This window comes from Streptomyces sp. NPDC059398 (assembly GCF_042751845.1).
In the GTDB taxonomy this organism is placed as follows: Bacteria; Actinomycetota; Actinomycetes; order Streptomycetales; family Streptomycetaceae; genus Streptomyces.
The window spans coordinates 1-19373 of sequence record NZ_JBHYWP010000084.1; the positions used below are offsets into that span (position 1 = coordinate 1).

Consider the following 19373-nt stretch of genomic DNA (forward strand, 5'->3'; position numbering starts at 1 on the left):
GCGCGGGGGCCCTCGCGCGGGCCCCCCAACCCCCCCCCCCCCGGGGGGCCGGGGCCCGGCCCCCCCGGCCGCCCCGCGGCCCCCCGGGCCTTGGCGTCGGGCCCGTGTCCGGTGCCCCATGTCTGCTGTTCGGTGCCTGGTGCCTGGTGCCTGGTGCCTGGTGCCCGGTGTCCGGAGGGGCGTTCCGCTGCGGGGGACGCCCCTCCGATCCGGCTGGCGGTTGGGCGCCGGAGCTTTTCCTTCGGCCTTCCTCAGCGCATGGCACCTCAGTGCATGGCACCTCGGCGCACGACACCTCAGCGCATCGGCACCTGGTGCGTCAGCCAGCGGAAGACCTCCGGGACCTGCTGTTTCCAGACCGCGGTGGAGTGTCCGCCGGCCCCGCCCGGCAGGCGCACCGCCTGTACGGTCGTCGGGCGTTTCGCCGCCTGGTGGAGGGCCAGTGCCCCCTGGAATCCGTCGCCCGGCGCACCGGAGACGAACAGCGCCACCCTGGGCGGGACCCGGTCGTGCTGGAGGATCTTCCACGGGTTGTTCCGGTCGCGCAGCTGAAGGGTCCGCGCCGTCAGGGAGGCCGGCTCGCCGACCGGGTCGTTGTAGCCGGACAGACCGACCGCGGCGCGGTAGCGGTCCGGGTGCTTGACACCCAGCTCGACCGCGCAGTGGGCGCCCGCCGAATAGCCGGCGACGGCCCAGCCGGCCGCCCGCCGGTCGGCACGGAACGTGTCCGTCACCATCTTGCGTACGTCAACGCTGAGCCAGGTGTCGGCGTTGACCTTGCCGGGAATGTTGGCGCAGCCGGTGTCGGCGTTGCCCAGCAGTGTCGTACGGGGTGCGACGATGATGTACGGGGCCACCTCACCGCGCCGCATCATCGGCGCGAGCTGTGTGTTGACGTTCAGCGCCCCGAACCAGGCACGGGCCGACCCGGGATAACCCGGGAGCACCTCGACCACGGGGAAGTCGCGGTGCCGGTAGGCCGGCCGGCCGTACTGCGGCGGCAGCCATACGTAGACCTCGCCCGACACCCCCGATATCCGCCCCTTGAGCTGGGTGACCTGCACCCCGGGCCCCATCCGGGGGTCGCCCGCCGGGTGGAACGCCTGCTTGATCCGGGGCTCGCTCCTGACGGACTTGCCACCGGTTCCGTCCGGGCCCAGATCGGCGGCGGCGTTCACATGGCTGCCGGTACCGAGGAGATCGCCCCAGGTGTCGTAGAGCCCGTTGGAGTTGTTGACGATCACGAACACCAGGAGGACCCCGGTGGCCTGGACGACGAGCAGCATGCCCATGCGCGCGGTGTGCCGCACGGCCCCCGGGCCTCGGATACGGCTCCAGAACAGCAGCGGAAGGGCGAGTGCCGCAACCACCAGCACGATCGACGTCAGGAAGAAGGGTGTCCCCGTAAGGCTCATCAGATTCTCGTCTCCGGATAACAAGGGGCCGCGGCGGCATCGCTGCCCGTCCCGGGCCCCGGTCCGGTGAAGGAGATGTCCGCGTGGGGGCCGGGGTTCCCGATCCGTACGGATCAGAGCCGGGCCGCGCCCGGAACCGGGCCCGGACGTACAGCGCATCGACCGGCCCGGTCCTCCCGACGGTGCTTCTCCCGCCGCCTGCCGCCGCCCGCCGGCGGTCTTCCGCGCCGGGCCGGTACGGGCTAGTCTCCGGACACCGAGACCCACGAGGAGCCAGCACATGCCCGGTCGTCCGCGCACGCGTTGACGCTTTGGGCCGCCGAGCGGCCCGTCATCGCGTGCTGCCCGCTCTGCGCGGCACAGCGAGCCTTTCCCTGCCTCACCACCGGTGCCCCGCTGGGCGCGCCAGGTGGCGGTCCTCGTTCCCGGTACCCCAGGGGCACACTGTGTCGTCCGGCTCCTCTTCATCCGCTGTACCCCGTGCGGGTCTGCCCGCCCCCTCCGGCCTGTGGCGGGACAGGGACTTCCGCAGGCTCTGGCTCGGCCAGGCGGCCTCCCAACTCGGCGAACAGACAAGCCTGGTGGTCCTGCCACTGGTCGCCGTACTGACCCTCGGCGCGGACCCGGGCCGGCTGGGCGTCCTGCGCGCGGTGGGGCAGGCTCCGGTCCTGCTGCTCTCGCTCTTCGCCGGCGCCTGGGTGGACAGGAGCCGGACCCGCACGGTGATGATGCTGACGGACGCGGGCCGCGCGCTGGCCCTGGGCGGCGCCGCACTGGCTGGGCTCCTGGGTGGGCTCGGCCTGCCGGCGCTGCTCCTGGTCACCTTCGCCACCGGGTCCCTCTCCGTGTACTTCGACGTGGCGTACCAGGCGTCCCTCGTACGGCTGGTACGGCGCGATCAGCTGGTGCGGGGCAACAGTGCGCTGGAGGGCTGCCGGTCCGCCGCCCAGATCGGCGGACCCGCGCTCGGCGGCGCGCTGGTCTCGCTTCTGCAGGCGCCCGCCGGGACCGCGTGCAGCGCTGCGTTCTTCGTGCTGTCGTTCGTCTCGATCGGGCGGATCCGCCGCCGCGAAGTGATCCCGCCGGCCCCACGGGTGACTTCGGCCCCACTAGTGACATCGGCCCCACCGGTGCCGTCGGCCACCAAGAACCTGGCGCGCCCCATGCGGGTGTGGTCGCGGATCCACCAGGGGCTGCGCTGCGTGGCCCGTGACAGCCGGCTGCGGGCCGTGGGCCTTGCGTCGGGCGCCTTCCAGTTCTCGTTCGCCGCCGTGATGACCGTCTATCTGCTCTTCCTGCCCAGGGAACTGCATCTGTCCGGCGCCGCCGTCGGGCTGGCACTCGCCGCGACGGGGCCGGGTGCGCTCCTCGGGTCGGTGCTCGCCGCCCGCCTGCCGGGCCGGTACGGGCACGGCGCGGTGCTGGTGTGCGCCGCCCTGCTCGGGGACGGCGCGCTGCTGTGCGTGCCGTCGCTGCACAGCCCCGCACCGATGACGATGGCCGTGCTTCTGGCGGTCAACTTCGTGTTCGGTACCTGCGGCCAGCTCGTGAACGTCACCGTCATGGCTCTCCGTCAGGCCGTCACCCCTGAGGGCATGCAGGGGAGGGTGTCGGCGACCATCACGTTCGCCGGGATGGGCCTGGCCCCGCTGGGTTCCCTGCTCGGTGGCTGCGTCGCAGAGCAGTGGGGGCTGCGCACCGGTCTCCTGGTGGCGGTCACCGGCATGCTGGCCTCCCCGGCCCTGATGGCCCTGTCACCGCTCGCCCGGGTGGGACGGACGCTGCCGGGCCCGAGGGTGCCCGGCTGACGGTGCGCCCTCTCTCCGGTGTCGTGGCTGCGCACTCTGACCGAGCCGGGCCTGCCCGCACCCGCTGCAAACGGCCCGGCTCAGCAATACGGGGCTTGACAGGTGAGCGCGGCCGCCACCCTGGTCCAGACGCCGAAGAGCCGGGAGAGGCCGGGCAGGGTGCCGCCGGTCCGGACGGTGCGGCTGTCGACCGGCGTGACGCCGGGGATCCCGAGCAGCGTGGCGGCGACCGCGGACGACTGCCAGCGGGCGGCGAGTGTGAACGTACGGTGGTGGGCCGCTGGGGCCGCACCGGTGGCCAGGCCGGTGAGGCTGTCGGCTGCCGCGTCCTCGGTGGCCCGGCGAGCTTCACCCACCGGGCGCAGCTCGGCGGCGAAGCGGTCGCGCGCGTACTTCACCGCGACACCGGACCGTGACGCCTTCCATACCCGCGCTGATGTAGACCCGCATCCCGCTCCCTCCGCGTAGACACGCTCTCCGTAGACACGCCGGCATGCTGTCACCTCGGCGGCGGTGAAGGCGAGGGAGGTCCACCGGCCCACGAGGCCAACCCGGTTGTGGCCACGGGAGATGACGCGCACGGACACAGGGCCGCTCCACATGGCATCTGCTCACACCCGGACGACCACCCGGCGGTTCCCGTGCACGCCCCCACCGCTCGCCACGCGGCCTGCTGCGAGCTCAGCTCGCCTCAGCCGCGCCAGACGTTGACTCCCTTGCGTCACTACCGTGTTGGGGTTCCGAGCAGCCCCGTGTCACGACGGCCGTCCGCCGAACTGCCAGTTGTGCACCTCGATCGCGGCATACCGGTCCGGGGTCAGGAGGGCCCGCGCCGTGTCCGGGCCGGGTGCCCGGACCAACGCCGCCGTGCCCAGCCAGGTGACACCGTCGTCGGCCAGCAGCGGCCCGTACGCGATCAGCTCGTCCCGGCAGGACGGCACCGCGAGATCAGCGGCCGGTCCCGCGCCGAGACCCAGTACGAGGTACCGGTTGCCTCCGGTCCGGCCGCCGGGGTAGTCCCACATGGTGCGCCCCAGCAGGTTGCGCCACCGGCGCACCAGCACGTCCCGGTAGGCGCCCGCCTGGTAGTTCGGCTCCTCGAAGGCGAACGCACGGGCTGCGGCGGCATCGGGAAGATCGATGATGTGCACGCTGCCGGTCGGCGTGTCCCCGTCGTCCGCGAGGGTGGGGCCCCGGGCGATCATCTCTTTCGGGAACTGGTCCATGTAGGACCAGTGGGCTTCCAGCAGCTCGTTCCGGAGCGCGGCGGAGCCGGGCCGGTCGCGGTGATAGCAGAAGAACTCCATGTCTACATGATCTCTTCAGAGGGGCGACCAGGGCGAACGGATTTGTGCGACATCCTGCAAGCTCCCCCCAACCCCATTCGGCTACCCCGAAGTTCGCACAGCTCGCCTCAAGTTCACGCAGTACTCCCGAACCCCCGCCCATGGATGTGCGGCGGTCTCCGCCTGTGGGACACCCAACCCGGGCGGCCTCGGACCCCGGGCGCTCAACGGCGGTACGCGGCCATCGCGAGCCCGACGAACGAGCGGATCAGCGGGTTGGTGTCGCCCTCCCTCCACACCGCGACCACCCGGCTCGGTGCCATGTCGGCCAGCGGAACCACAGCCAGCTCCTCGGGCAGGTCGTGTCCGAGCGGGGCCAGGCCGACCGTGCTGTTCCAGAGCACGGCATGCAGGCACTCCTGGACGACGCGCACCACCGGGCCCTCGCGCGGCTCGCCGCCGCTCCAGTACGACTGCCAGGCAGGATCGGTCCCCCGGGGAAACCGGAACCACCGGCGGCCCGCCAGGTCGGCCAGGACCAGATGGTCGCGACGGGCCAGCGGGTCGTCGGCGCGCAGCACCACGCCGACCGGATCGGTACGCAGCTCACGCACGGCCAGGGCGGTGTCGTCGAACGGTCCACGGGTCAGCGCGACATCGACCAGCCCGGCGGTCAGCCCGCAGGTCGGGTCGGTCAGGTCGGCGTCGCGGATGCGGATGTCGACGCCGGGGTGGCTGCGGCGGAACACTGCCGCCGTCCCGGTGATGCCGGGGTCGGTTCCGTCGCCCAGAATGCCGACGGTGAGAGTCGCCGTCCCGGCCGCAGCGCTCACCCGGAGGCGGGCACGCTCGGCCTGGTCGAGCAGGGCCCGCGCCTCGTCGAGCAGCACGCTTCCCACCGGGGTGAGCGTGACCCCGGCGGCTGAGCGGGCAAACAGCAGGGCCCCGGTCTCCGCCTCCAGCCGCTTGACCGCCCGGCTCAGCGGCGGCTGGCTCATATGCAGCCGGGCGGCGGCCCGGCCGAAGTGGAGTTCTTCGGCGACCGCCACGAAGTAGCCCAGGGTACGTAGCTCCACGCTGCAACGATACCCGCGAGGTATCGGCTTGGCGTAACGGGTCTTGGACACTCGCGGGGTCCGGGCGGTGCACTCGGACCATGACCGAAGAAGCGAACACCAGCGCACCGCGGTCCGGCCCCGCCGTATCGGTGGTCGACCCCGGAGACGGGGAGACGATCGTCATGGGCACCACGCACATGCGCGTCCTCGAAGACGGCAGCCACACCGGGCACCGCCTGGGGATCACCGAGTCCGTCCTCGCCCCGCACACACCGGGGCCGCCGCAGCACCGCCACGCGCAGCACGACGAGGGTTTCTACATCATCTCCGGCACGGTGCGGTTCACCGTCGGGGACGAGGACCACGACGCCACCGCGGGCACACTCGTGGTGGTCCCGCCCGGCGCCCCGCACACCTTCGCCAACCGGACCGGCCAACCGGCCGTCATGCTCAGCATCTTCACGCCCGACCTGTACGTGCAGTACTTCCGGGACCTCCAGGCCCTGGCCGCCGACGGCAGGGCGCCGGAGCCCAAGGCCGTACTCCGCACGATGAACCGCTATGCCACCGAGCCCGCTGCCGATTTCGCCTGAGGCGGGCGGGCCACCCAGGAGTGGTGACCACGAAAGGACCTCATGACCCTCGCCTACTGGATCGTCGCCGGACTGCTCGCCCTGTTCTACCTCTACGCGGGCGTGCTCAAGATGATCCGCAGCCGCGATCAGCTCCGTCCGATGATGGCCTGGGTGGACCGCATACCGCTGCCCGCCGTCCGGGCGCTCGGAACCATCGAAGTCCTGGGCGCCGTGGGGCTGGTGGTGCCGCCCGCGACCGGCATCGTGCCCTGGCTGGCCCTGGCCGCGGCCATCGGGTTCGTGCTCCTGCAGATCGGTGCGGTCACCGTGCACCTGACCGGTGCGGACCGCCAGATCATGCTCAACGCCGGCCTTCTCGCCGCCGCGGCCGTGGCGGTCTGGCTCGCTGCCGGTGGGTGGTGAACGGACAGGGCCGCCGCGGAAGCGCACGGCCACGACGAACCGTCTCACCGGTGCGCGCGGGGCGGTGCCATGATGGGGGAGTGCCCTTCCCTGACGAGTCGGCTCCCGTGGCCGTGGTGGACTACCGGCCCCAATGGCCTCTGGAATTCGCGGTGTTGGCCGATACGCTGCGTACCGTTCTCGGCGACCGGGCGGGCGCGATCGACCACATCGGATCCACCGCAGTGCCGGGACTCGCGGCGAAGGACTGTGTGGACATCCAGATCCAGGTCGATGCCCTCGACGAGGACCGCCAGAGCGAGATCCTGACCGCGATCGGCTTCCGCCGCAGGCCCGAGCCCTGGAACCGGTCGGAGATCTCCGGAGGCCAGGAGTGCCGGAAGCTGGTCTTCGCCCCGCCGGCCGGTGCACGCCGATGCAATGTCCACGTACGGGAGGAGGGCGCGCCGAACACCCGCTTCGCCCTCCTCTTCCGTGACTTCCTGCGCGCCGACGAAGCCGCCCGTCAGGCGTGGGGGGCGTTCAAGAAGCGCCTGGCCGTCACCGTGCCCGACCTGTCCGATTACGGGCAGATCAAAGCACCCGCCACGGTTGTGCTGATGGCGGCAGCGGAACGCTGGGCCACCGCGACCGGCTGGCACCCGGGCCCGGGGAGGAATGCCTGAGGCGAGCGGTCGTTCGCCCGCCGTCGGCACCGCATCCCCCTGTGTGGTCATCGACGCGGTCATCGGCCGGGCCGGGGCGTGCCGTCGCGGGCCGCCGCCTTCGTACCCGGGTCGCTGAATCCGTCCGCCACTCCGCGGCGCTCAGGCCGCCGCGCGCGGCCTGACCCGCCCCGGACCGCAGCCCTGTCGGAAGCTCCGGAGCCTCGGGTGACCTCGTCGTCCGGGGCTTGGTCGTGTTCCGGGGGGATCGGCCCGTCGTTGGTGGCAGCGACAATTGGCGGGCCCCGGCTTTGGCGCGCACGACGAGGACGGTCCCGGTGACACCCCCGTACGTTGTGCCGACCAGGCGCGAACGGAGAGTGGAGCCCAGGATGACCGAACTGATCCCGCCGGAAACCACGCGGTCGGCGCCCGGGGCGGGCAGACGCACGCTCGGCGTGCTGCCCCTGGTCGGAATCTTCTTCTTCACGGTGTCCGGAGGCCCCTTCGGTCTTGAAGCCTCACTCTCCAGCGCTGGTCCGGGCATGGCCCTGCTGATGATCGTCCTGGTGCCGGTGGTCTTCGGCGTGCCGAACGCGCTGGTGGCAGCGGAGCTGAGCGCCGCGATCCCGGTCGACGGCGGCTACTACTACTGGACGAAGATCGCGCTCGGCAGAGGCGCGGCCTTCGTGTTCGGAGCCTGGAATTCGATCGGGTCGGTGCTGAACCTCGCCCTCTACCCGATCCTGCTGGTCGACTACCTGGCCACCTGGGTCCCGGACATCGCCCGCGGGAAGGGACTGGTGATCGTGGACCTGTTCCACGGTGGTTTCGTCGTCGACCTGCACTGGATCGTCACCGTCGCCCTCATCGTCCCGATGGCGTACCTGAACTACCGCGGCTCCAAGGCGGTGAGCGAGTACTCGGTCGGGATGATGCTGCTGATCCTCGCACCGTTCGCGGTGCTGACGGTCCTCGGCATCCGGCATGCGATCGGCCACGGGATCAACGTGCTCTCGCCCTTCATGGTGCCGGGGCAGAGCGTCCACTCGTCGGTGGCCGGCGCGCTGAGCGTGATCGTGTGGCTCTACCTCGGCTTCGACGGCCCTAGCACCGTACTGGGCGAGGTCGCCGACGCGCACCGGACCTACACCCGGGCCCTTGCCATCTCGGTTCCGCTGATCATCACCGCCTATCTGCTGCCCACCATCGCCGCCATCGGCAGCGGGCTGCACCAGGGCTCGCCCGCCGACTGGGCCGAGGGCGACTTCGTCGTGGCCGGCGACGCCCTGGGCGGAATCTGGCTGAAGGTGCTGATCTCCCTGGGATCGGCGCTCTCCCTGGTGGGGCTGTTCATGGCGATCCTGCTGACGAGCACCCGGGTCCCGCGGGCGCTCGCCGCGGACGCGTATCTGCCACGCTGGATGGCCCGCGACAGCAAACGGTTCAACACGCCGGTGGGCGCGCTGCTTGCGAGCACCACCGTCGTCGTCGTGCTCTCCGCCGTCGACTTCAGCTCGATCCTGCGCGCCACGGTGCTGCTCACCCTGGCCTCGATCCTGCTGGAATTCGTGGCCTTCCTGGTCCTGCGCTGGAGGTATCCGCAGATGCTCCGGCCGGTCCGGGTCCCCGGCGGCTGGCCCGGCGCGGTCCTGGTCGTCGCGCTGCCCACGGCGATGATCGTGTATCTGGCGTGGAGTACGGCGGTCGACGAGGCCGCGACGTTCGGCATGAGTCTCGCGGTGGCGCTGCTGGCCGTGCTGCTCTACCCGCTGTGCCGACGGTTCGTCAAAGGCGGCCGGCCGGACGCGGAGATCGACTCCTCCCGGGTCGAGCTGGGTCCGGACAGGTTCAGGGGATTCGGTTCGAAGAAGGCAGGCGTCTGATGGATGTGCAAGGGGAACTCTCCGGGCTTGCGGAGCGGTTGCGGACCCGGTGGCCGGTGCCGGGCATCGCGATCAGCGTCGTCGACGAAGCCGGTGAGTCCGCGTTCGTCACCGCGGGATTCGCGAACGCGGAGTCCGGCACGCCGGTCTCCCGCCGAACGCGGTTCGAGATCGGCTCCATCAGCAAGACCTTCACCGCCTTCCTGATCGGCATCCTGGCCGACGAGGGGAAGGTGGACATCGACGCGGCGGTCGCCGACCACCTGCCCTGGTTCGCCCCGAACGGCGGCTCCCGCGCGATCACCGTCCGGCACCTCCTGCACCACACCTCCGGCCTGGTGGCCGGGGCCGACGCGCTGCCCGACGCCGCCGCACGCGGCTACGCGCTGCGCGACGCGAGGACCTGGGCCGAACCGGGCGAGCTGTTCCACTACTCCAACGAGGGCTACAACCTGCTGGGGCTGATCGTCGAGCAGGTGACAGGGGAATCGCTGGCGGACGCCATGGCCGGACGGCTGCTGCGGCCCCTGGGCATGCGCGAATCGGCGGCGCGGATCACTCACGAGGACATCGCCGACGGGGACATCAACAGACTTGCCACCGGGTACCGGTTCCTGCGCGACGACCGCCCGCCGCTGCCCTCGGCCCCGCTCGCACCGGCCGGCTTCTTCGAGTATTCGGCGGCAGACGGCAACGTGCTCGCAACCGCTTCCGACCTGGGCCTGTTCGCCCGCATGCTGCTGGGCCGGGGCACCCTGGACGGCACCAGGATCATCAGGCGGGAGCGTTTCCGCCAGATCGTCACGTTGCCCCCCGGCGCGGTCGGTGCCGGCTATGCGCTCGGCGTGGACGTGGAAGTGGTCGACGGCCACACCTGGCTGACGCACGCCGGCGGAATGGTCGGCTACCGCTCGTACCTCGCCGTCGACACCGACGGCGGACACGGCGTCGCCGTGCTGACCAACGCACCCGGCGAGTGCCGGATCATCGACCGCTTCGCCCGCCATGCGCTCGCCGTCGTCCAGGGAGCCCCGGCGGACCCGGCGCTGTTCGACCCGGAGCGGATCCCCGGCGCCCGGCGTTACGCCGGAACCCACGGAACGACGCCCCGTCAGATCCGCGTCGAGGCAACGGGGGACGACGGTCTGTCGCTCACATCGGACGAGGTGACAGGCAGGCTGTACGACACGGGGGACGGGCGGCTGGTGTGCGATCACCCAGGATGGTCCGCCTACCACCACTCACTGGACGGACGCTGGCTCTACGGACCCGAGTCCCTGGGCCCCGGCCCCGCCGCGCCGGACGGTCCTCCGCCTGCACTCGCAGGTCACTACCGGAGCTACACCCCCTGGTATCCCGGCTTCAGCATCGTGCAGCGGGCGGGACGCCTGCACATGATCGCCGCGACCGGCGTGGAAGCGCCCGACGACGAACCGGAACTTGTCCCGCTCGACGACGGGACGTTCCGCATCGGAGCCGACCCCCGGCTCCCGGAACGCCTGACGCCCGGCCCCACCCTGGACGGCGCTGTGCTCTGGGTCGACCTGGACGGATGCCGCTACACGCGCTCGTTCCGCGATCAGCCGGAGCCCTGAGAAGCGCCCGTCCGCAGCTCGCGCACCCGGAGCTGGAGGTGTGCGAGCAGCATGGCGTCGGCATCCGCGAAGTCAAGACCGGAGACCTCGCGGATACGGCGCAGCCGGTAGCGCATGGTGTTGGGGTGGATGTGCAGGGCCTCCGCCGCGGTGTCGGTGGCTCCCGCCGCGGCGAGATAGGCGGCCAGGGTCGCCGTCAGCGGCCCGTCCCGGCCCTCTTCCTGACGCAGCCGGTGCAGCGCGCCGCCCGCGTCCGGCAGACCGAGCGCCTCGGTCGCGTCGGCGAGGTGCAGCAGCAGCACCGCCAGCGCCATCTCCTCCACGGTGCGCACGGCCGCTCCCCGGACGGCCGGATGCCGCAGCGCCCGCAGCGCTGCGTCCGCCTGCGCCCGCACATCGGCGATCCGCCCCGTCGATCCGGCCGGGCCGCCGACCGCGACCACATAGTCACCGGCCAGTGGGGTCCGCGCGAGGAAGTCACGGGCCAGCGCGACGGCCGACTCCAGGGCCGTGGCATGTTCCGGAGGCCAGGCAGCCAGTACGTACACCGCTCCGGTCCCTGCCACCACGGCCGAACGAGGATGCACGGCCGCCAGGAAGTACTCCAGCGTGTCCGCGAACCGGCGCAGCCCGGCGGCGTCCAGCGCGTCGGAGTCCGTGCTCCCCGCCGGCCGCGGGGCCGCGGCCAGAACGCAGACCGGGCCGGAGCCCAGCTGCAGTCGGCTCGCTTCCACCGGGTCGGCCGCCCCGCCGAGTACCGCGGCGGCCAGCTCGCCGCGCTGACGGCGGGCGTAACTGGTCTCCGTACGCAGGCCGACCAGCTGCAGCGCGACCACGGGCGCGAATTCGCGCAGCCGGGCTGCGGCCGCCTCGTCGAACGGCCCGCTGACCGCGGCCCAGAGGTAGCCGACGACGTCCGAACCGGCCCGGACCGCGATCGCCAGCCTGGCCAGCTGGTCCGCCCCGACCGGCTCCATGTACACCGGTCCGGTGCTGGCATGGAGCCGCTCGAACTCCTGGCGCTCGCGCTGTTCGGCGAGCGTCCGCTGGTGCACGGCCCGCCCCAGGATGGTCTCGATCCGCTCGGAGTCGGTCCGGTCCTGCCCCTCCGACCAGGCGACCAGCGCGGAGAAGCGGTCCTCGATGGTGACCGGGGCGCCGACGGCCTCGTAGACCGCGTTCGCCAGAGCGAACAACTCCGCGCCGCTGCCGGCCGAGCGCACACGCGTCCTCGCGTACTCAAGCAGTTGCTCACGGACGGTCGTCGCCACATGCATCCACGACGCGTCCCGGTTGACCTCGATGACCGCCAGCCGGTCGTCGGCCGACGGCGGCACCGGGGCCTTCACCGCCAGCACCTCCGCGCCGGCCTGCCGCATGGCCGCGGTCAGCTCGCGCAGCTCGGCCTCCGTGGTCACGCCGACCCCCAGCACCACGCACCCCGGTCCGAGCTGGGCCGGCGCACCCGGGGCATGGATGGCGATGTCGGTGAGCGACCCACCGCCGCCGGTGCCCTCCTGGACCAGGCGCAGCAGCGCCGGGCCGATGTTGTCCACGAGCTGACGGACGGGCAGGTGCCCCCGAGCGCCGGACTCCCGCATGATGCACCCCCGACTCGAAGGACTGTTGTGGACGTCAATTCTGGAAGACCTGTATTGACGATGTCAACGATGATCCGGAGCGAGCACCGCGGGAGCATGGCAGGAGAGCGGGACGGATCAATGGCACAAGGAGCGCGGATGGCGACGACGCAGACGCAGGCAGGCCGGGAACTGCTGGGACTGTTCCCGCCCGGGACCACCCGGCAGGGGAACGGCGCACTGGCGATCAGCGGCGTACCGGCGGCCGAACTCGCTGAAAGCTACGGCACTCCCGCGCTCATCCTCGACGAGGCATCGGTCCGCGCCCGCGCCCGCCGGTACGCCGACGGCCTGGCCGCCCGATGGCCGAACTCCCGCGTCGCCTTCGCCTCCAAGGCCTTCCCCTGCACCGCCGTCATCCGCCTGCTCGCGGAGGAAGGCCTCGGCATCGATGTGGCCGGCGGCGGAGAGCTGACCCTCGCACTCGCCGCAGGCGCCGACCCGGCCGGCCTGGTCGTCCACGGCAACGCCAAGACCGAGGCGGAACTGCGCCTCGCCGTCGAGGCCGGCGCCGGGACGGTCGTCGTCGACAACTTCGACGACATCGACCGGCTGGAGAAAATCCTCGCCGGCACAGCGGCGGAGCAGGGAGTACTGGTCCGGATCACCCCCGGCATCCGCCCCGACACCCACGAGGCCGTGTCCACCGGCCAGAGCGGCTCCAAGTTCGGTCTGCCCCTGCCGCAAGCCCGGGAGGCGATCGCGCGGCTGCGCGGCAGCGACCGGCTGCGGCTGGACGGAGTCCACGTGCACGTCGGGTCGCAGATCCTGGACCTCGCACCCTTCGCGCAGGCCGTCGACGCGGTCGCCGAACTCGGCGAATTCGCCGTCTACGACCTGGGCGGCGGCCTCGGATCCCGCTACACCTACGCGGACCGGCCGCCCACGGTGGAGGCGTACCTCGACACCGTCACCGATGTCGCCCGACGCCTGCTGCCCGCCGACGCCCGCATCCTCATCGAGCCGGGCCGCTCGATGGTCGCGGAGTCCGGCGTCTCGCTCTACCGGGTCGTCTCCGCCAAGCGCGGCGGAGGCCACACCTTCGTCGCCGTCGACGGCGGCATGGGCGACAACCTCGAAGTCTCCCTGTACCAGCAGCGTTTCGAGGCCGCCGTCGCCGACCGCCCGACCGGCGGGGGCGAGCTGTGCCGCCTGGTGGGCCGGCACTGCGAATCCGGCGACACCCTCAGCGCCGGCGTCCCGCTGGCGGACCCGCGCGTCGGAGACCTGATCGCCGTGCCGGTCACCGGCGCCTACACCTATGCGCTGAGCAACAACTACAACGGCGCGCGCCGCCCGCCGGTGGTCTTCGTCCGCGACGGCGCGCACCGTGCAGTGGTGCGCCGCGAGACGTACGCCGACCTGATGCGCCGGGATCTGCCGTAGCGGCGCAGCCGGCCGATGCGGACTGTTCCCCTGCCCCGACTGATCAGGGCAGGGGACCGGACCGGCTGCGGGAACAGGCTTCCGGCCGGCAGCAGTTGGACCACCACCCGCGAGGGCTGATCCCGCACCCCCGACCGCGGGGGCGGGGCTGTCACTCCACCGCGGACGCCAGACTGAGGACCGGCGCCGCCTGGTCGGTGAGCTGGTGCAGCTGGTTCAGCTCGCTCAGGCGGTTCACCCCGGCCAACTGGTCCTTCACCCTGGGCAGCCGGCCCGCGTACGGCGCGGGGATGCCGGTCGCGGCGACAGCGTCGAGTGCGCCGACCGGGTTCAGCTTCGAGTCGGCCCGCCCGGCGGCGCCGGCGGCGCTCGCCGACGACATGGCGAGACACGGAAGGGCGGCCGCCAGAGCGAGGCATGTGGCGATTCGTCGTGTTGAGGTCATACCTGTGCAAACGCGTCGATGTGCCGATGGACACGGCGCGGACTGGCCCCACTGTGCAGTGACCGACGCGTTCGGCGCTGCCGTGAAGCCACAAGGCCATGAGGTCGGCGCGGCCACAAGGCCATGGGCTCGGCGCTCCCGGGGCCCGGTGACCGAGCCGGTACGAACCGGCGTGCACGGCGCACTCAGTGCACCACGGCAGTCCCCGTTGGCACTCCGCGCGCCCTACCGACGGCCGAGGGCCGCCGTAATGATGAGCGGACCGCAAGGGATCCAGGCGACTCCGCGCATCTGCCCCCGGCAGATGACCACGCGGCGGAAGGAGTCCACGTTGCTACTTCTCATCTCCCCGGACAGCGTCGAAGAGGCCCTCGACTGCGCGAAGGCGGCGGAACATCTCGACATCGTCGACGTCAAGAAACCCGACGAGGGCTCGCTCGGCGCGAACTACCCGTGGGTCATCAGAGAGATCCGCGACGCGGTCCCGGCGGACAAACCGGTCTCCGCCACCGTGGGAGACGTGCCGTACAAGCCGGGCACAGTGGCCCAGGCGGCACTCGGCGCGGCTGTCTCCGGAGCCACCTACATCAAGGTCGGCCTCTACGGATGCACGACCCCTGATCAGGCCGTCGACGTCATGAGGGGAGTGGTGCGGGCGGTGAAGGAATACCGGCCCGACGCCTTCGTTGTCGCCTCCGGATACGCCGACGCCCACCGGATCGGATGCGTCAACCCGCTCGCACTGCCCGACATAGCCCTGCGCTCCGGCTCCGACGCGGCGATGCTCGACACCGCCGTCAAGGACGGAACCCGGCTGTTCGACCACGTTCCACCCGACATCTGCGGCGAGTTCGTCGGGCGGGCCCATGAAGCCGGTCTGCTCGCCGCCCTCGCGGGCAGCGTCAAGGCCGAGGACCTCGGCGTACTCCACCGCATCGGCACGGACATCGTGGGGGTGCGTGGGGCGGTCTGCGAGGGGGGTGACCGCAACGCCGGAAGGATCCAGCCGCACCTGGTGGCCGCCTTCCGGGCGGAGATGGACCGGCACGCCCGGGAACACACGGCCCCCGTCACCGCCGCGAGCTGAGCGCCGGTATGCCGATACATCACCCCGGGCCCGCGCCCGCGCCCCCCGGCGAGCGTTTCGCCGTCCTCGACCCGGCAACGGGCGAGCCTTTCGACGAGGCTCCCGACCAGCGGCCTGACGCGTTGGACGCCGTCGTGGGCCGAGCCCACGAGGCCTGGCGCGGCTGGCGGTCCGACCCCGCCGCCCGTACGGTCGCGCTGCGCGCGGCAGCCGACGCCGTGGAGGCGGCCGGTGCGGACCTCGCTCCCCTGCTCACCCGTGAACAGGGCAAACCCCTGGCCGAGTCGTACGCGGAGATCGCCCGGACAGCGGCCCGGCTGCGCTACTTCGCCGGGCTCGAAGGCCCCGGGCCCCAGCCGATCACCGACGGACGGCCGGTGCGCGGCGAGATCCGCTGGCGACCGCTCGGGCCCGTCGCGGCCATCGTCCCCTGGAACTTTCCCCTGCAACTCGCTGCCGCGAAGTTCGCGCCCGCGCTCGCCGCCGGCAACACGGTGGTGCTCAAACCCTCTCCGTACACCCCTCTCGCCACCCGGCTGCTGGGTTCCGTCATCTCCGCCGTCCTCCCCGACGGCGTACTGACGGTCGTCACCGGTCACGAACCACTCGGCGCACGTCTCGTGTCCCATCCGGGGATCCGCCATGTCACCTTCACCGGCTCGGTCCCCACCGGCCGGGCCGTTGCGGGCGGCGCGGCGGCCTCGCTCGCCCGCGTCACCCTGGAGCTCGGCGGAAACGACGCGGCCGTCCTGCTCGACGACGTGGACGTCGAGTCGATCGCGGACCGGCTGTTCTGGGCGGCGTTCCGCAACTGCGGCCAGGTCTGCATGGCGGTCAAGCGCGTCTACGCCCCGGCCCGCCTCTACCCCCGGGTGATCGAGGCCCTCGCGGAGCGCGCGAAGACCGTCGCGGTCGGAGCGGGCCTCGCCCCGGACACCCAGCTGGGCCCGGTCAACAACGCCCCCCAGCTGGCCCGGGTCGAGACCTGCACGGCGCAGGCCCTGACAGCCGGTGCCCGAGCCGTCGCGGGGGGCCACCGGCTGGACCGGCCCGGGTACTTCTTCGCCCCGACGATCCTGGCCGATGTACCACCCGACAGCCCGGTGGTGACGGAGGAACAGTTCGGGCCCGTACTGCCGGTGCTGCCGTACGGGAACCTCGACGAAGCCGTCGAGGCGGCCAATGACACCGGCTTCGGACTGGGCGGCTCGGTATGGGGCACCGACCTCGACCGGGCCGCAGCGGTGGCCGACCGGCTGGAGTGCGGAACAGCCTGGATCAACCACCACGCCGAACTCTCCCTCGCCCAGCCCTTCGCGGGCATCAAGGAGAGCGGCGTCGGCGTCGCGGGCGGGCCCTGGGGGCTGTACGGAAACCTCAGACCCTTCGTCGTGCACCGCCCGGAGGAGGCGTGACGATGAGATTCGGCGCGGCCGTACTGCGCGCGTACGAGAGCCCGTTCACCGTCGAGGAGGTGATCCTCCACTCGGGACCGGCCGAGGACGAGGTCCTGGTCAGGATCGCGGGCTGCGGGATGTGCCGGACCGATCTCGCCGTCCGCGGCTCGTCCGGCCGCTCGCCGCTGCCCGCGGTGCTCGGCCATGAAGGGGCCGGGACCGTGGTGGAGACGGGCGGCCCGCACACCGGTCTGAGCACCGGCGACCATGTCGTGCTGAGTTTCGACTCCTGCGGCCACTGCCGTAACTGTATGGACGCGGCCCCCGCTCACTGTGACTCCTTCGCCGCGCTGAACCTCTTCGCGGGCCGCAAGGAGAACGCCGCACGGTTCACCGACGCGGCCGGGGGCGAACTGGCCCCCCGGTGGTTCGGTCAGTCCTCGTTCGCCGAGTACGCGGTCGTCCCGGCCCGCAACGCCGTCAGGGCCGACCCCGCGCTCCCCGTCGAACTGCTCGGACCGCTCGGCTGCGGCTTCCTCACCGGCGCCGGAGCGGTCTTCAACTCCTTCGGCGCCGGGCCCGGCGACACCCTCGTCGTCCTCGGCGCGGGAGCGGTGGGCCTGGCCGCGGTGATGGCGGCGGGCGCCGCCGGAGCAGTGACGGTCGCCGTCGACCGGCACCCCGAACGGCTGGCGTTCGCCGAACGGTTCGGCGCCGTCCCGCTGCACGCTGCATCGGCCGACCTGCCCGGCCGCATCCGGCGGCTGACCGACGGCGGCGCCCAGTACGCCCTCGACACCACCGCATCCGCCCGGCTGATCAACGACGCGCTGCTGGCCCTGCGCCCGACCGGCCATCTCGGTCTCGTGGCCCGGCTCCGTACCGTGCTGCCGCTCGAACCCGGGGCACTCGACCGGGGCAGGAGGATCTCCCACATCTGTGAGGGGGACGCGGTGCCGGGACTGCTGATTCCACGGCTGACCCGGCTGTGGCAGGCCGGACGGTTCCCCTTCGACGAACTGATCCGTACGTATCCGCTCGCCGCCGTCAACGAGGCCGAACGCGACTGCGAAGCGGGCCGTGTGGTCAAACCCGTCCTGATCCCCGAAGGAAAGAGCGGATGAGTGAGGCGTACGGCCCCGTCGGTCGCCGGCCGCCCCGTCGGGCGCTCCGCGCCGAACAGCACACCCCCGGCTGCGGCCTCGCGCGTCCACCGTCCGCAGTTCGCCGCCGCCCCATCCCGTACAGCTCACCGTTGGTGGTCCCAGCCCGCCCGAAGGAGGACACGTGGTCGGCACAACGCAGCGCAACACCGGTGTGGAAGGCGTGGAAGGAGGCGTGGGTCTGACCGCTCTTCTGGTCGCGGCGGCACGGGCGATCGAGACCCACCGCCACGACACCCTGGCCCAGGACGTCTACGCCGAGCACTTCGTGCTCGCCGCGCCGGCGTGCGCCGGCTGGCCGGTCCGTATCCAGCAGGTCGCGGGAGGGGACACGAACCCGCTGTGGGGACGGTTCGCACGCTACTTCGGTCTGCGGACAAGGGTCCTCGACGACTTTCTCCTCAGCTCCGTGCACACCGGAGGCGCCCGACAGGTGGTCCTGCTCGGCGCGGGGCTGGATTCGCGGGCGTACCGGCTCGACTGGCCTCCCGGCTCCGTGATCTACGAGATCGACCGGGAAGGCGTACTGGCGTTCAAGCACAAGGTGCTCGACGGACTGTCGGCCGCCCCGAAGGCGGGCCGGGTCCCCGTCCCGGTCGATCTGCGCGCCGACTGGGCCGGAGCCCTGGCCGACGCGGGCTTCGACCCGGCCGCGCCGAGCGTGTGGCTCGCCGAGGGGCTGATGTTCTACCTGCCGGCCGCCGTCGAGACCGACCTCATCGACAGGGTGGCCCGACTGAGCGCGCAGGGGAGCGCCCTGGCATTCGAGGTCAAGCTCGACAAGGACCTGCTGGAATACCGGGACAGCCCCCTCTACACGGCGACGGCCCAGCAGATTGGCATCGACCTGCTCAACCTCTTCGACAGGCAGCCGCGACCCGACTCCGCCGGTGATCTGACGGGCAGAGGCTGGTCCGTATCGGTCCACACCCCCTTCGACTTCACCCGCCGTCACGGACGCGGACCGCTGCCCGAGGAGAACGACGCCCTGGCAGGCAACCGTTGGGTGTTCGCGGACAAGCCCCGGCGGTAGCGGGCGGCGGACCCCTCACCCTTCCGGGCGGGGGCTGCCGAGGAACTCCGCTGTGGGCCGCCGTAGATCGAAGGGAGCCCAGCCCGGACTGCCGGTGCGGGCGAACGCCGCCCAGGCCCCGTGCACCCGGGCTGCGAGTCCCGCAGGAGCGGGGTCGGGGCCGAGCAGGCGGGACTGGCCGTGCAGCCAGGGTGCGTCGGCGATGTCGAACACGAAGGGCAGCTCAACGGTATGGGCAGCGCCAAGGCGCCCGTCCAGGGCTGTCGAGCCGTATCCGAACTCGTAGAGGTGCGTACGGCCGCCCGAGATCCGTGCGTGGGCCCGAGCCATGCGCGCCGTACCGGCCGTGAACAGCACCTCCCCGAGCATCGCGGAGCGCAGCTCGCCCGGTGTCGCTTCCGGCCGCGCCGTGCGGTGCGCGGCGAGGGCCGCAAGGGGGGGGGCTCTGACTCCCGCGGCGCGGGCGGGGCGCCGGGGGGCCCCGGGGGGGGGCCCCCCCCCCCCCCCGGGGGCGGGCGAGCGCGCCCCCGCG

At 72.3% G+C, this 19373-nt stretch carries 18 protein-coding genes; 11 read left to right on the top strand and 7 right to left on the bottom strand.

Annotation, left to right across the window (positions count from 1 at the left end; genetic code table 11):
* Positions 1–296: 296 nt before the first annotated feature.
* On the bottom strand, positions 297–1415 hold the full coding sequence (locus ACFXBC_RS25800; protein ID WP_385029028.1) for an alpha/beta hydrolase: 1119 nt from the start codon (positions 1413–1415) through the stop codon (positions 297–299).
* A 446-nt stretch (positions 1416–1861) separates the two neighbouring features.
* Here ACFXBC_RS25800 and ACFXBC_RS25805 point away from each other — a divergent pair, with 446 nt between their 5' ends.
* Positions 1862–3223 (top strand): MFS transporter, encoded by a 1362-nt coding sequence (locus ACFXBC_RS25805; RefSeq protein ID WP_385029031.1) that lies wholly within the window; start codon positions 1862–1864, stop codon positions 3221–3223.
* Between the two features lie 80 nt (positions 3224–3303).
* Here the strand turns inward: ACFXBC_RS25805 and ACFXBC_RS25810 are convergent, their stop codons facing one another.
* From ACFXBC_RS25810 to ACFXBC_RS25820, 3 genes are all read right to left on the bottom strand, one after another.
* Positions 3304–3621 (bottom strand): M55 family metallopeptidase, encoded by a 318-nt coding sequence (locus tag ACFXBC_RS25810; protein ID WP_385029034.1) that lies wholly within the window; start codon positions 3619–3621, stop codon positions 3304–3306.
* 357 nt (positions 3622–3978) lie between these two features.
* On the bottom strand, positions 3979–4530 hold the full coding sequence (locus ACFXBC_RS25815) for a YciI family protein (protein WP_385029037.1): 552 nt from the start codon (positions 4528–4530) through the stop codon (positions 3979–3981).
* Between the two features lie 203 nt (positions 4531–4733).
* Positions 4734–5585: a LysR family transcriptional regulator gene (locus tag ACFXBC_RS25820; RefSeq protein WP_385029040.1), complete on the bottom strand. Its 852-nt coding sequence runs from the start codon at positions 5583–5585 to the stop codon at positions 4734–4736.
* Between the two features lie 80 nt (positions 5586–5665).
* Here ACFXBC_RS25820 and ACFXBC_RS25825 point away from each other — a divergent pair, with 80 nt between their 5' ends.
* From ACFXBC_RS25825 to ACFXBC_RS25845, 5 genes are all read left to right on the top strand, one after another.
* Entirely contained in the window at positions 5666–6160 is a 495-nt protein-coding gene (locus ACFXBC_RS25825; RefSeq protein WP_385029043.1) for a cupin domain-containing protein, read from the top strand.
* A gap of 42 nt (positions 6161–6202) precedes the next feature.
* Positions 6203–6565, top strand: coding sequence for a DoxX family protein (locus ACFXBC_RS25830; RefSeq protein ID WP_385029046.1), 363 nt, complete (start codon positions 6203–6205; stop codon positions 6563–6565).
* Between the two features lie 80 nt (positions 6566–6645).
* Positions 6646–7230 carry a GrpB family protein gene (locus ACFXBC_RS25835; protein ID WP_385029049.1) on the top strand — a complete coding sequence of 195 codons (585 nt, stop codon included), beginning with the start codon at positions 6646–6648 and terminating at the stop codon, positions 7228–7230.
* A gap of 371 nt (positions 7231–7601) precedes the next feature.
* Positions 7602–9095 carry an APC family permease gene (locus ACFXBC_RS25840; RefSeq protein WP_385029052.1) on the top strand — a complete coding sequence of 498 codons (1494 nt, stop codon included), beginning with the start codon at positions 7602–7604 and terminating at the stop codon, positions 9093–9095.
* Positions 9095–10690 (top strand): serine hydrolase domain-containing protein, encoded by a 1596-nt coding sequence (locus ACFXBC_RS25845; protein WP_385029055.1) that lies wholly within the window; start codon positions 9095–9097, stop codon positions 10688–10690. The genes ACFXBC_RS25840 and ACFXBC_RS25845 overlap by 1 nt, the downstream gene beginning before the upstream one ends.
* Here ACFXBC_RS25845 and ACFXBC_RS25850 read toward each other — a convergent pair.
* Positions 10675–12291: a helix-turn-helix domain-containing protein gene (locus tag ACFXBC_RS25850; RefSeq protein WP_385029058.1), complete on the bottom strand. Its 1617-nt coding sequence runs from the start codon at positions 12289–12291 to the stop codon at positions 10675–10677. The genes ACFXBC_RS25845 and ACFXBC_RS25850 overlap by 16 nt on opposite strands.
* A gap of 138 nt (positions 12292–12429) precedes the next feature.
* On the opposite strand from ACFXBC_RS25850, the gene lysA reads away from it, so the two are divergent.
* Entirely contained in the window at positions 12430–13716 is a 1287-nt protein-coding gene (lysA, locus tag ACFXBC_RS25855) for a diaminopimelate decarboxylase (RefSeq protein ID WP_385029061.1), read from the top strand.
* A 151-nt stretch (positions 13717–13867) separates the two neighbouring features.
* Here lysA and ACFXBC_RS25860 read toward each other — a convergent pair whose 3' ends face one another.
* Positions 13868–14098, bottom strand: a complete 231-nt coding sequence (locus ACFXBC_RS25860; RefSeq protein ID WP_385029064.1) for a hypothetical protein — start codon at positions 14096–14098, stop codon at positions 13868–13870.
* Between the two features lie 367 nt (positions 14099–14465).
* On the opposite strand from ACFXBC_RS25860, the gene ACFXBC_RS25865 reads away from it, so the two are divergent.
* The 4 genes from ACFXBC_RS25865 (at position 14466) to ACFXBC_RS25880 (ending at position 18841) form a co-directional block, all read left to right on the top strand.
* Positions 14466–15248, top strand: coding sequence for a (5-formylfuran-3-yl)methyl phosphate synthase (locus ACFXBC_RS25865; RefSeq protein WP_385029067.1), 783 nt, complete (start codon positions 14466–14468; stop codon positions 15246–15248).
* Between the two features lie 8 nt (positions 15249–15256).
* Entirely contained in the window at positions 15257–16663 is a 1407-nt protein-coding gene (locus tag ACFXBC_RS25870) for an aldehyde dehydrogenase family protein (RefSeq protein ID WP_385029070.1), read from the top strand.
* A 2-nt stretch (positions 16664–16665) separates the two neighbouring features.
* Positions 16666–17769, top strand: coding sequence for an NAD(P)-dependent alcohol dehydrogenase (locus tag ACFXBC_RS25875; protein WP_385029073.1), 1104 nt, complete (start codon positions 16666–16668; stop codon positions 17767–17769).
* Between the two features lie 163 nt (positions 17770–17932).
* On the top strand, positions 17933–18841 hold the full coding sequence (locus ACFXBC_RS25880; protein ID WP_385029076.1) for a class I SAM-dependent methyltransferase: 909 nt from the start codon (positions 17933–17935) through the stop codon (positions 18839–18841).
* Between the two features lie 15 nt (positions 18842–18856).
* On the opposite strand, the gene ACFXBC_RS25885 is transcribed toward ACFXBC_RS25880, so the two are convergent.
* Positions 18857–19198 (bottom strand): hypothetical protein, encoded by a 342-nt coding sequence (locus ACFXBC_RS25885; RefSeq protein WP_385029079.1) that lies wholly within the window; start codon positions 19196–19198, stop codon positions 18857–18859.
* Positions 19199–19373 lie beyond the last annotated feature (175 nt).